The sequence below is a fragment of the Pleomorphochaeta caudata genome, assembly GCF_055395745.1.
This window is the reverse complement of the sequence record NZ_AP042458.1, coordinates 1,593,387-1,606,976: the sequence shown is the minus strand read 5'-3', so window position 1 is coordinate 1,606,976 and position 13,590 is coordinate 1,593,387. Positions and strand designations below refer to the sequence as shown.

The following is a 13,590-nucleotide window of genomic DNA, read 5'->3' as shown; positions in this document are numbered from 1 at the left end:
TTAATCAAATAAAGCTAAAATACTTTCACTATAAGAAGGATGAGGGTAAATGTCGTGTTTGAAATCGTCTATTGTAGCACCTCTATTTAAAGCATTAACAAAAATATTTATCATATCACTAGATTTTTTACACATGAGAACTGCCCCTTTAAATAAACCTTCTTTAGTGAAGATTAATTTAATAAAACCTTTATTATGGTCCTCGACTACTGCTTTAGGATTCGCAATTAAATCTGTTTTTAAAACAATATCACCTTCACTTTGCTCTTTTCCTACCACAGAAATTTCTTCCTCAGTATATATACATTTAGGAACATTATTTATGTTAAATCTTTTATCATTTTCAAATAAATATTTTACTACATTAATTGCACAAGCACTAGCATAATGAGCTAATTGAATACCTTTAACACAGTCCCCTACCGCATAAATATTTTCTAAATTAGTTTGAAACTTTTCATTTATTTCAATAAAGCCTCTATCTTTAATAAGTAAATTTTGTGGATCCAAACCATTAGTATTAGGGCTACGACCAACACTAGTCAAAACAAAATCACATGGATAACTATCATCTGATGTATATACACAATTCTTTTCAATTTTATTTACAAATGAATTCAAATAGACTTTAATTCCTAATCTATTCAATTGTTTTTTTAATCGAGTAGCAACTTCATTTTCAAAAGTAGGGATTAATTGATCTTTTGCTTCCAAAATTACAACTTTAATTCCAAGGTTATTCAAAATTGTTGCAATTTCAACACCGATTACCCCGCCACCTACTATTACAACATTCTTGAATTTACTTAAATCCAAATCTAAAAATTCTTTGCTAGAAATACTATTTTCAAAACCAGGAATATTTAATTTTGTAACGGTAGAACCAACACAAATTAAAATATTTTTACTTTCAAATATCTCATCATTTACTTTAATTTGATTTTGATTAATTAAGGAGGCAACTCCAAACACAATATTTACATTATTTTTTTTAAATAAGAATTCTATACCTTTAACCAATCTATTAACAGTTTTATCTTTATTTTGTAAAATTGTTTCATAATTGTAGGTATAATTATCAACAGAAATACCATAAGCTTTAGAATTATTTATTTCTTTAATTTTATTTGTTTGAAAGAGTAAAGATTTTGTTGGAATACATCCATAGTTTAAACAAGTTCCTCCAATTTTATTTTTTTCAATTACTAAAACTTGTTTTCCCAATTTACTTGCATATAAAGCAGCTTCATAACCTGCAGGGCCTGCTCCAACAATTATTAAATCGTACATAATTTTTCCTCTAACATTTCTTTCAAATCATTTTCTATAGTACTATTACTTAATTTAATCTTATCCAATAAAGAATTAGAAAATTCTTGATTAATTAATATTTTTTCAATTTCATCAATTATATCTAAATCCATAATATCACTATTAATTAATACCTTAATAATAGTATTATCTACAATTTTTAAATTCAAATCTAAAAGCCCATAGTTAAATCTTTTTTTAATATGAACGCCATCAAATGTAAATTTATATAACCAAGAATCACTACTATATTTTTCAATTAATTCATTGTCATAAATTTCTTGATAAGTTAATTCAGCATTAAATACTTTGACAACGCTGTCTTTTAGACTTTCTTTAATTTTTTCTATATCAATATCTGAAGAAAAAGCACTTAAATTATTAACTCTTTGATGAAAACTTTTTACTCCATGAATTTTTAACTTGGAATCATCTTTTTTTAAATATTTTCCTAAGTGCATTAAATCAACATTTACCAACAAAGTTCCATGGTGCAACGAAACGTCTTTTTTATTTAAATAAGCTTGTCCACTAATCTTAAAGCCATCAACTAATAAATCATTACGACCACTAAAATAAGCTTTAATATTAAAAACTTCTAAAGCTTTTTTTATTACTTCAAGATTTTTATTAATATCAAAATTATTTTTTTTTGCTATAAATGTAAAATTTAAATTACCTAAATCATGATAAACAGCGCCCCCACCAGAAGATCTTCTAGCTAATGTAATATTATTCTCTTTCATTAATTCTAAATTACACTGATCTTGGGCACACTGATTTTTACCAATAACAACAGTATCTTTGTTTTGCCATAGATAAAAAATTAATTCATCATCACCAACTAATGACATTAACTTTTCTTCTAAAGATAAGTTTATATAAGGATTATAATTTAAACTTTCATAGTATCTTATTTTCTTAATGTTCATATTTTACTATAGGATTTCTCGCAGCTTTTACTTCATCTAATCTTCTATACTCTGTTGAGAAAGGAGCATTAGTTAAGTCTAGAGTGTTATCTTTTATTTCATTTGATATTTCAATTAACGCATTTATTGCAGCATCTAAAGTTTGTAAACTCTCTGTCTCTGTGGGTTCTATCATCAAAGCTTCATGTACAATTAAAGGGAAATACATTGTTGGAGGATGAATACCAAAATCAATAAGTCTCTTACAAACATCTATAGCTTTAATGCCATATTTTTCTTTATAGTTGGATAAATCAAGTACAAATTCATGCATACAAATTTTATCAAATGCAACATTATAATATTTCTCTAATTTACATCTCATATAGTTTGCATTTAATACTGCATTTTCACTTGCTTCTTTTATACCTTGATAACCTAAATGTTTTACATAAGTTAAAGCTCGAACTAAAACTAAGAAATTACCATAAAATGCTGTAACTTTTCCTAAACTATTTTCAGTTTTTTTAAATTTATAAATATTGTTTTCTTTAATTACTACAGGATTAGGGAGAAATTCAGCTAAGAAAGCTTTACAACCAAAAGCTCCAACACCAGGACCTCCTCCACCATGTGGAGTAGAAAAAGTTTTATGTAAGTTTAAATGGATACAATCAAAACCCATATCACCCGGTTTACAAATTCCCATTATGGCATTTAAATTAGCACCATCATAATAACATAAAGCACCACAATCATGCACTTTTTTTGTTATTTCTAAAATCCCTGAATCATATAGTCCAAGTGTATTTGGATTTGTTAAAACTAAAGCAGCAACACTATCATCAAGTACTTTATCTAATTGCTCTAAATCTACTAAGCCATCTTTACTTTCAATAGATATAACCTCAAAACCATTCATGGCAGCACTTGCAGGATTTGTTCCATGAGCACTATCTGGAACTATAACTTTAGTTCTTTTGATATCGCCTTTACTATGATGATACTTTTTTATCATCATCAAACCTGTAAATTCGCCATGAGCTCCAGCTCCAGGTTGGAACACCATTTGACTCATACCTGTTATTTCACAAAATGCCTTATCACTTTCATAGATTACTTCTAAAGCACCTTGAATATCTTCAATATCACTATTAGGAGAAATTTCTGTAAAACCTTTTAATGCAGCAGTGGTTTCATTGACTTTAGGATTATATTTCATAGTACAAGAACCTAAAGGATAAAAACCATTATCTACTCCAAAGGTTTTCTTTGAAAGATTTGTATAATGTCTTACTAAATCAATTTCTGCTATTTCAGGTAATTTAAGTTCACTATCTCTTTCAAACTTAGAATCAAGCTTGTAATCCCTTATTTCTTGATTAGGTAAAATTGTACATCTATGATCTTTAATAGATTTTTCAAAAATTAACATACTCTTTTTACCTCCGCTAAAATTTTTACAAATTTATCAATATCTTTTTTCTTAATAGCTTCGGTAACACAAACTAGCATTTCATTTTCACTTAGTTTGAAAGGCCCTTGAATACCATTTTCTTTTAATTTCTGATTAATAATATCAATTTTCACATCACTCTTTATTACAAATTCATGGAAAAATTCACTTTTATATTTGCTTTCAAATCCATCAAGTTTTGTAATTTGTTCTTGTGCATAATGAGCATTATTAAAACATCTTTTAGCTATTTCTTTAATTCCAGATTTACCCATAGCAGCTAGATAAATTGAACATCTTAAAGCACTTAAGGCTTGATTTGAACAAATACTAGAAGAAGCCTTTTCACGTCTTATATGTTGTTCTCTTGCTTGAAGAGTTAAAACATAAGAAGTTTTATCATTAAGATCTGTTGTCTGTCCAACAATTCTGCCTGGCATTTTTCTTAAATATTTAGTTGATGTTGCAATGAATCCTAAATAAGGACCACCAAAAGCTTGATCTAAGCCTAAAGGTTGAGCTTCACCACATGTAATTTCAACACCCATTTCTCTAGGTGTTTTTAAAAGGCCTAAGGATATAGGATTTACAACTTCAATACATTGAGATTTATTATTTTTAACTATTTCATTAATTGATTGAACATCTTCTATTAATCCATAAAAATTTGGACTCTGTATAACAAAAGAACTAACCTCTTGGAAATTTTGTTTTAAAATTTCTTCTTTAGACGTTAGTCCTTCTTTTAAATCAATTTCAATAATTTTGATATCTCTTGCAAAAGCATAAGCTTTAATTGCTTCTCTATAGCTAGGATGAACCCCTTTAGAAACTAATACTACATTCTTATTACGAATTAAACTCATAACAATAGCTTCACAAGTTGCACTAGCACCATCATAAATGGAAGCATTAGTAACATCCATATCACATAAATCACAAATCTCTGTTTGATATTCAAATATAGATTGTAAATTCCCTTGAGATATCTCAGCTTGATAAGGGGTGTAGGAAGTAACAAAACCATTTAAACTACTTAAATGTTTTACAACCTCTGGTATTAAATGTTTATAGCTACCAGCTCCTCGAAAACTTGTTTTATAGACTTTATTCCTATTTGCTTTATCTTCTAAATCCTCTAAAACTTCAAATTCACTTAGTGCAGAATCCAAATTAAGGGGTTCATTAAGATAAACCTTTTCATCAACATCTTTAAATAATTCTTTAATTGATGAAACACCAATAGCCTTTAGCATCTCTTGTTTTTCTTGATTGCTAGTAACTACATAACTCATAATTATTCCCCAATTGTTGCTAAATATTCTTCTTTATCCATTAATTTAACTTTTTCATTAATATTTATTATTCTACAAATCCAATTTTCTTCTGGTGCTTCATTAATTATTTGTGGATTATCAATTACTTCTTGATTAATCTCAACAACATCACCACTAAAAGGAGAATAAAATTCTGATACAGCTTTTACGCTTTCAATATCCCCTAAAGTTTCATTAATTTTAGCTTCAGTTGTATAAATATCTAAATATACTATATCACCAAGTTCCTTAGCGGCATATTCACTTATTCCTACTACGGCTTCTGAATCATTTAAAAACTTTACCCATTCATGTGATTCACAAAATAATATATCCTTTGCCATATAATCCTCCTATTTGGCCCTTTTATAAAAAGGTAATGAAACTATTTTTGCTTTTACAAATCTATTTCTAATTTTAACATCAATAACAGTATTGTCACTCGAATATTTTTTATTAATAATTGCCATTGCACAAGATTTCTTTAGATAAGGAAGTAATGTACCACTTGTAGTCTTACCAATCAAATCACCATCGACATAAATCTCCATATCTTCTCTGATAATACCCTTATCTAGATTTTCTATACCTACTCTAGTTAAGCCTTTATCAACTATATTATTTTTTCCAATAAAGTCTTGTTTATCTAACTTACAAAAATATTCTAGAGATGTATCTAATGGGGAAATTTCTTCACTCATTTCATGCCCGTATAAAGGCATTGATGCTTCTAATCTTAGAGTATCACGAGCACCTAGACCGCAAGGGGTTACTCCTAATTCAATAAGTTTTTTAAAAATTTCTTTTATAGATGTACCATCTGAATATATTTCATAGCCATCCTCGCCTGTATAACCTGTTCTTGAAATAAGAACTTCATGATTTAAGACTTTTGCTTTTTCAATAAAAGAATAGTATTTTATTGGTAAATCACTCTCATTTATGATATTTAATAGGATCTCTTTAGATTTAGGACCTTGAATTGCTATTTGAGCGTAATAATCACTTAAATTAGTAATTTTTACGCCTTCAATTTTATGATCAACTAACCATTTGTAATCTTTGTCTTTATTTGATGCATTAACAACTAATAAAAGTTTTGTCTCATTAATACAATATATTAATAAATCATCAATTATGTTTCCATTTTCATTGATTAATAGAGAATATTTTATTCTTGAACTTTTAATTTTGGAAATATCATTACAAATTAAATAATTCATAAATTCAATTGCTTTATTTCCTTCAATCATTATTTCTCCCATATGGGAAACATCAAAAATACCAACATTTTCTCTTACTGCCATATGCTCTTCAACAATAGAAGAATATTGAACTGGCAATAAATAATCTGCAAATTCAACAATTTTACCATTAAGTGCAACATGCTCATCATATAAAGGTGTTTTCTCTCTCATCTTTTTTCCTTTATTATGTTGTTAACTACATATATATTTTAGCAAACAAATAAAATTAATTATATTTTATAGTAAATATATTTTTAATATATTTACCTTTTTGTTCAATTTATCAAACTCTTACACTAAATAGTAAAACATTGAATATTGAGTTTTGCAAGAAAATAATTCAAATTATTTGATTATTACTTGTCTTGATTTTAATCTAATTGTATCTTTGTTTTATGAACTTTATTTTAGCAACAACAAATAATCATAAATATGAAGAATTAAAAGCTTTAATGCCAAATATTAATTTAACTAAAGCTGAAAATATGATTGATGTAGATGAAAATGCACCTACATTTCTAGGTAATGCTTTAATCAAAGCTGAAGCATTATATCAAGTATTAAAAACACCTATTATAGCTGATGACTCTGGTTTATGTGTAGAAGCACTAGATAATAAACCTGGTGTAAAAACTGCAAGATATGGTAGCGATGTATTTAATAGAATTTTAGAAAGTGGGGAAAGAAATGAATATCTATTAAGTAATTTAAAAGATAAAGAAAATAGAAAAGCTAGCTTTGTTTGCACTTTAGTTGCTTATATTTCTCCTAATAGAATTTATACTGTAACTGAAGAAGTTCAAGGTATAATCACTTATGAACAACATGGAATTAATGGCTTTGGTTACGATCCTGTTTTTTACTTACCTGAACTAAAAAAGACTATGGCTGAAATTGATAAATCTGTTAAAGGCCTTTATAGCCATAGAGGTAGAGCTGCAAAAGCTATGAACAAATTACTCGAAAACATAGAATAAGGATAAAATATGAAACGAAATGAAATAAACAAAAATGATACTTGGGATTTAACCCCTTTATTTAAAGACGATGATAGTTTTTATAAAGCCTTAAAAGAATTTGAGAACACAAAAATCTCAGAAGCTGAAGCACTAAAAGGTAAATTAATCTTAAGTAAAGAAAGCTTATTAAAGGCTTTTGCTTGGCTTGAACAAAGCGATATTACTTTAGAAAATTTATTCCAATATGCACAATTAAAAGCTTCCTCAGATTCTAGTGATGTAAATAATCTAAAAATGATGAGTGCTGTTTCAACAGTATATACAAAATATGTTTCAGCTCTAGCTTTCTGGGATAGTGAAATATTAAGTTTAGATGATGATACTTTTAATAAATATTTAGCAGACGATGATTTTAAAGATTTGCATGTTACTCTATTTAGACTAAAAAGACAAAAAGAACATATCTTAGATGAAAAATCAGAAAAGATTTTAGCTGCTCAAATGGAAGTTGGTAGCAAACCAAGTAAGATTTTTAGCGATTTAACAAATGTTGATTTTAAATTTGGCGAGATTAATGGGAAACCTTTAACTCAATCAACCTTCACTATTTTCTTAAAAAGTGAAGATGAAGAAATTAGAAAACAAGCTTATTTACAACTATATAATGTTTATAAAGATCATCAATATACTTTAGCAAATGTTTATGAAACATCAATAAAACAAGATATTTTTTCTTCCCAAGTAAGAGGTTACACATCTACAAGAAATAAAAGATTATTTGGCGATAATGTTGATGAAAAAGTTTATGATAATTTAATTGAACAAGTTCATAACGGCTTAGATACTCTTCATAAATATTATGGACTTAGAGCTAAATTAATGAACAAAGATAAAATTAAACATTACGATGTTTATACATCTTTAGTTAAAGGTTTTGAAGCTCATCATACTTACGATCAAGCTGTAGATTTAGTAATCAAGGCTTTACAACCTTTAGGAAAAGAATATACAGATAAATTAAAAGCTGGACTAACAAGTGAAAGATGGGTTGATAAATATGAAAATGAAGGAAAAAGAAGTGGTGCCTTCTCAAGTGGTACCTTCACTAGTTTCCCATACATTTTATTAAATTATAAAGAAGATGATTTAAGAGACATATTTACTATGGCTCATGAAGGTGGGCATTCCATGCACTCCTATTACAGTGCAAAAAATAATAATTACTTCAACCATGATTATACAATCTTCGAAGCTGAAGTTGCATCAACTTTCAATGAACAATTAGTAGCAAAATACTTATTTGATAATGCAAAAGATGATAATGAAAAAGCATATATCATTGGCAAACAAATTGATGATATTATTGCAACTCTATTTAGACAAACTATGTTTGCAGAATATGAACATATTATGCATAAACTAGCTGAAGAAGGCCAACCAATAACAGTTGATGTTATGAGAGGTGAATATAGAAAACTATTAGAATTATACTTTGGTGATAATGTTGAACTACTTGAAGTAAGCGATATGGAAGGACTTAGAATCCCTCATTTCTATACCTCTTATTATGTATATAAATATGCAACAGGTATTTCTGCAGCAATTGCATTAAGCAAAAAAGTATTAAATGGTAATCAAAATGATTTAGATCAATATATGAGCTTCTTAAAAAGCGGTGGCTCCTTATTCCCTATTGATACACTAAAACTTGCAGGTGTTGATATGTCTAAAAAAGAGCCAATAATAGCTGCTGTAAATCATTTCAAAGAATTACTAAAAGAATTTGAAAGCTTAATTTAAAGTTTATTTAAGAGTGGGGACTTATTTTGTTCCCATATTTCTTTATTTGTATTTAAATATGGCATATGGAATAAAAAATCTAACATTAGTTTGCTTGCTCCATATGCTATATCATCTTCTGTTTGTTCTAGAAAAGTAAAACAAAAGGTTTTTTTTATTTCAGCAATTCCTTTTTCTGGAAATCTTTCACTAATACTTCTTAAAATATTATCATTCCAAATTTCAGAATCACCACCTAAATAAATAGTTCTTGGATTAATTAAAGCATTAGTAAACAATAATTTATCAACATAGTTATCAATAAACAATTTCAAACTAGCTTTGTTATCATTTAGTTGCATTAGCTCTTGGTTATCTATATCAAGTTGCTGGTTTTGTTTCCCCTCTTGGTAAACGAAATTGACAAACTCCCCTGCTTTTGATTCCCAACCTCTAAATAATTCACCTTTTATAATAATTCCCATACCAACACCTAAAACGGGAACACCATCAGGTAATATATGATTATAGTAGGTTCTAACTAAAGAATAGAGAAAACTATCTTGATCATTATTTATATATTTTATTGCAGCACAATTTGCATCATTTTCTAAATAGATTGGATAATGTTTATTATTTATACAATCTTTTATGCTTACATCAATAATATCATGAGTTAAACTTTTAATTATCCTAAGACCAGTAAAATCTATAATAGCAGCAACTGATATACAGCCACCTAAAATAGTAGTATTAATGCATTTAGCTTCAATAATTGAAAGAATATAATTAAGGCACTGTATAAACCTTTCTTCAGTTCCTTTAGGAGCTGTAATTATTACATCATCAAAAACTTCCCTAATTGAAGTAAATAAAGATCCATCAATATAGGTAATAATTACATTAAATTCATCAACTAATAAATCAACGCCAAAAACAACACCTGCAGCCTTATTTAATACAATTTGAGTACTCTTTCTTCCTTTAGTATGATTATCACTGCTTACAATTTTTGTATCAACAACTAAATTTAAATCCTTCAATCTATTTAAAGTATAAGTAACTGTTGAAGGTTGCACCTTCAATGCCTTAACTAAATAGTTTCTTGATTTTGGTCCAGTCTTCAATTCTCGTAGAATCTGAGTTGAGTTGATTAGTTTTTGATACTGACTATTTGCCATAATTGTCCTCAATATAATATAAAATTAATTATCAAACTATTAAATTATTCTGTCAATGAAAAAATAAAAAACAGCAGAATTTCATATTTCTAAACAAAATAATAGTATTTTATGTATATATAAAAATCATAAAAAGCTATATAAATTTTTATTTAATTCCTTATAATATATAAAAATAAATTAAAATTATTAACATAACTAACAAATCTGCAACTTTGGATAAACCTACAAACTTATTTTTTTCATTGACAGAATAAATAATTAGCTACCATACTATCAATAAGTTTTATAACAAAAGGAGTGTTTAATAAAATGAAAAAAAATATTTTTTTACTATTATTATGCTTACTTCTAGTTTTTACTAATAATATTTTCGCAGCAGGAAGTAATGAAGCACAACAAGATACTGTTGTTTTAACTATGGGGTCATGGAGAGCTGATGATGTTGAAGCAATGAATAATTTACTTGATGCTTATAAGAAAGTTGCACCAAATGTTGAAATCGATTTTAAACCAACAAATCCAGCTGATTACAATGCTACATTAAGACTTCAATTAGATTCAGGAACTGGTCCTGATTTAATGTATGCTAGATCATATGCACCTGGAATTGAATTATATCAAGCAGGATTCTTTGAAGATTGCTCGGATATTGAAGGTCTTTCCAATTTTACAGATTCAAATAAGGCTCCTTGGAGAGCTCCTGATGGCAAGATGTTTGCTGTTCCTTTTGCTGCTGTATCACATGGAGTATATTACAATAAAGATTTATTCAAAAAAGCAAACGTTCAAGTTCCAACTACTTGGGAAGAATTCTTAACAGCTTGTAAAAAACTACAAGATAATGGAATTACTCCATTAGCAAATGGTTTAGCTGACGAATGGGATATTTTCGAAACCTTCTTCTTAGGCGCACTTCCAAACTATATTGGTGGAGCTACAGAAAGAGTAAAATATGAACAAGGTGAATTAAAATTAAACAATGATAAATTTATTAAAGCCTTTAGTGCTATGAGAGATGTTGCTCAATATTGTCCTAAAGGATTTGAATCAGTTACTTATAACGATTCACAAGCATTATTTGCTACATCAAAAGCTGCAATGTTCATTGATGGATCTTGGTCTGTTGGCGTTTACGGTGATGTAGGATTTGATTGGGGAATTTTTGCAATTCCTGCACCAAAAGGAAATGCTACTGCAATTTGTTTCCATCCTGATATGGCAATTACAATGAATACTGCTACAAAATATCCTAAAGAAGCAAAAGCTTTCTTAAGTTGGTTATGTACTGTTGAAGGAGCTACAACTGCTTCTAAATATTTACCAGCAGGATTCTTCCCAATGATTAATGCACCTATAGAAATTGAATTAAAACAAGCAAATGAATTCTTAGCTTTAAATGAAGGAAAACAAACAGATGCTCGTTTCGTATGGCCTGTATTATTAGAATTATATACTCCAATGGATCAAGCTGTAATTAAAGTAATGAAAAAAGAAATTACTCCAACTCAAGCAGCAAACGAAATCCAAAAAGATTATGAAAATCTAAATTTATAATTTCTAATTATTAAGAATCATAGCTGCTAGGAACTTCTTAGCAGCTATTATAGGTCTAACTTATGAAAATAAAAAATAATAAACATCTTTCAATAGAACCAAGTGGCTGGTATTGGATTTTATATATTTTACCCGCATTAATTATTTATGTAATCTTTATGGCTTACCCACTAATGGATTCCTTAAGAGTAAGTTTATATACAGGAAGCACATCAACTACTAGAGAATTTGTTGGTTTTGCAAATTTTAAAAAATTATTTACTGATGATATTATTTCTATTAGATATAAAAATGCTTTTATTCATACCTTTATATTCTTCTTTATAAACATGATTTTCCAAAATGGACTAGGAATCTTGTTTGCAGTAATTATAACAACAAGAACAATGAAATTAAGAAATTTCTATCAAACAATTGTATTTGTTCCAACAACTTTTGCTGTTTTAGTCACTGGATATCTATGGAAATTATTATTAAATCCAGTTTGGTCAGGGGATGCTCTTTTAAAAATTGGATTAGGCTTTTTAGCTCAGCCTTGGTTAGGATCAAGAAGTACAGCCTTAGTAACTGTTTCTCTTATCTCTTGTTGGCAATGGATGGGAATTCCTACCATGATGTTTGTAGCTGCCCTAAAAAATATTCCACAGGATTGTTTAGAAGTTGCAGCTATTGAAGGCGCTAGCGCTTGGCAAACTTTTATAAAAATTAAAGTACCATTAATAAAACCAGTTATTGGTATGATAACAATTTTAACTTTCGTTAATAACTTCAATGCATTTGATATTATTTTTGCTACAGAAACAGTAAATGGAGCCCCTAATTATGCCACTGACTTACTTGGAACCTTCTTCTATAGAATAGGTATTGCAGGAGAACATCCAATAGCAATTGCTGATCCTGGTCTTGGTGCAGCCGTTGCAACTATAACCTTTATTGTTTTGTTAATTGGTGTAATTCCTACCCTAAAATATACAAGTAGGGAGGACTAAAATGGCAAAATCAAAAAGCTTAAAAAGACAAAACAGACATGTACTCTATCATGTAATTATGATTATTTGGTGCTTTATTGTATTATTTCCTCTTTATGTTTTAGTAATTAATAGTTTCAAAACTAGATTAACTATTTATATAAATCCATTTGGACTACCAAGCAAATTTAATTTTAAGAACTATACTTCAATCTTCCAAGACAGCGATTTTTTAATATATTTTAAAAATAGCTTTGTTGTTGTTATCTTATCCTTATTATTAATGACAACATTTTCTTCAATAGCTGCTTATGCTTTTGCATTTTGGAAAAAGAAAAAAGCTAGAGTATTATTTTTCTTCATGATTGCTGGAATGATGCTTCCAATTAAAATTGCATCAATCAGAATTCTAGAAATAATGAAATTCTTAAATTTATTAAATACTATTTGGTCTTTGATTCCAATATATGTAGCAATGGGAATTCCAATTGGAATCTTTGTATTAACTGAATTTATAAGAGAAATTCCATTAGAATTAACTCAAGCTGCGATAATAGATGGAGCATCTAGATTTAAAATATTTAGATTAATTATTGTCCCATTAATAAAACCAGCGTTATCTACAGTAGCAATTTATAATCTAGTACCATTTTGGAATGACCTTTGGTTCCCTCTTATATTTATCAATGATGAAAAAAGTAAAACCTTATTATTAGGGGTAACTAGACTCTTTGGACAATATCAAACTGATTGGTCAAAAGTTCTTGCAGTATTAACATTATCAGCAATACCTGTATTATTGTTATATTTATCAATGTCTCGACAATTTATTGAAGGGGTTACAGCTGGAGCTGTTAAAGGTTAAATCAAAACTAATCATTAAAGGGTATGCTTTTTAGCATACC

The 13,590-nt window shown here is 28.1% G+C and carries 12 protein-coding genes; 5 read left to right on the top strand and 7 right to left on the bottom strand.

Annotated elements, in window-relative coordinates:
- From ACZ5RS_RS07420 to gcvT, 6 genes are read right to left on the bottom strand one after another with little or no spacing between them, the layout of a single operon-like run.
- Nucleotides 1-1,290 carry a dihydrolipoyl dehydrogenase family protein gene (locus ACZ5RS_RS07420; protein ID WP_464638883.1) on the bottom strand — a complete coding sequence of 430 codons (1,290 nt, stop codon included), beginning with the start codon at nt 1,288-1,290 and terminating at the stop codon, nt 1-3.
- Nucleotides 1,278-2,243 carry a lipoate--protein ligase gene (locus tag ACZ5RS_RS07415; protein ID WP_464638881.1) on the bottom strand — a complete coding sequence of 322 codons (966 nt, stop codon included), beginning with the start codon at nt 2,241-2,243 and terminating at the stop codon, nt 1,278-1,280. The genes ACZ5RS_RS07420 and ACZ5RS_RS07415 overlap by 13 nt, the downstream gene beginning before the upstream one ends.
- Nucleotides 2,233-3,657 (bottom strand): aminomethyl-transferring glycine dehydrogenase subunit GcvPB, encoded by a 1,425-nt coding sequence (gene gcvPB / locus ACZ5RS_RS07410; RefSeq protein WP_464638879.1) that lies wholly within the window; start codon nt 3,655-3,657, stop codon nt 2,233-2,235. The genes ACZ5RS_RS07415 and gcvPB overlap by 11 nt, the downstream gene beginning before the upstream one ends.
- Nucleotides 3,651-4,973 carry an aminomethyl-transferring glycine dehydrogenase subunit GcvPA gene (gene gcvPA, locus ACZ5RS_RS07405; protein WP_464638877.1) on the bottom strand — a complete coding sequence of 441 codons (1,323 nt, stop codon included), beginning with the start codon at nt 4,971-4,973 and terminating at the stop codon, nt 3,651-3,653. The genes gcvPB and gcvPA overlap by 7 nt, the downstream gene beginning before the upstream one ends.
- 2 nt (nt 4,974-4,975) lie before the next feature.
- Nucleotides 4,976-5,338 (bottom strand): glycine cleavage system protein H, encoded by a 363-nt coding sequence (locus ACZ5RS_RS07400; protein ID WP_464638875.1) that lies wholly within the window; start codon nt 5,336-5,338, stop codon nt 4,976-4,978.
- Nucleotides 5,339-5,347: 9 nt separating this feature from the next.
- Complete coding sequence (gene gcvT / locus ACZ5RS_RS07395) at nt 5,348-6,412, bottom strand: glycine cleavage system aminomethyltransferase GcvT (RefSeq protein ID WP_464638873.1); 1,065 nt, start codon at nt 6,410-6,412, stop codon at nt 5,348-5,350.
- Between the two features lie 224 nt (nt 6,413-6,636).
- Here gcvT and rdgB point away from each other — a divergent pair, with 224 nt between their 5' ends.
- Together rdgB and pepF are read left to right on the top strand one after the other, a co-directional pair.
- The gene (rdgB, locus tag ACZ5RS_RS07390) at nt 6,637-7,218 is read left to right on the top strand and encodes an RdgB/HAM1 family non-canonical purine NTP pyrophosphatase (protein WP_464638871.1); all 582 of its coding nucleotides are present in this window, start codon (nt 6,637-6,639) and stop codon (nt 7,216-7,218) included.
- Between the two features lie 9 nt (nt 7,219-7,227).
- Nucleotides 7,228-9,000: an oligoendopeptidase F gene (gene pepF / locus ACZ5RS_RS07385; RefSeq protein ID WP_464638869.1), complete on the top strand. Its 1,773-nt coding sequence runs from the start codon at nt 7,228-7,230 to the stop codon at nt 8,998-9,000.
- Here pepF and ACZ5RS_RS07380 read toward each other — a convergent pair.
- Entirely contained in the window at nt 8,997-10,160 is a 1,164-nt protein-coding gene (locus tag ACZ5RS_RS07380) for a hypothetical protein (RefSeq protein ID WP_464638867.1), read from the bottom strand. The two genes, pepF and ACZ5RS_RS07380, sit on opposite strands and share 4 nt — an antisense overlap.
- A 312-nt stretch (nt 10,161-10,472) precedes the next feature.
- Between ACZ5RS_RS07380 and ACZ5RS_RS07375 the strand changes: the two genes are divergently transcribed.
- The 3 genes from ACZ5RS_RS07375 to ACZ5RS_RS07365 all read left to right on the top strand — a co-directional run bounded on the left by ACZ5RS_RS07375 (nt 10,473) and on the right by ACZ5RS_RS07365 (nt 13,550).
- Entirely contained in the window at nt 10,473-11,717 is a 1,245-nt protein-coding gene (locus ACZ5RS_RS07375; protein ID WP_464638865.1) for an ABC transporter substrate-binding protein, read from the top strand.
- 62 nt (nt 11,718-11,779) lie between these two features.
- Nucleotides 11,780-12,706, top strand: a complete 927-nt coding sequence (locus ACZ5RS_RS07370; protein ID WP_464638863.1) for a carbohydrate ABC transporter permease — start codon at nt 11,780-11,782, stop codon at nt 12,704-12,706.
- Between the two features lies 1 nt (nt 12,707).
- Nucleotides 12,708-13,550 (top strand): carbohydrate ABC transporter permease, encoded by an 843-nt coding sequence (locus ACZ5RS_RS07365; protein WP_464638861.1) that lies wholly within the window; start codon nt 12,708-12,710, stop codon nt 13,548-13,550.
- The last annotated feature ends 40 nt before the right edge of the window (nt 13,551-13,590 follow it).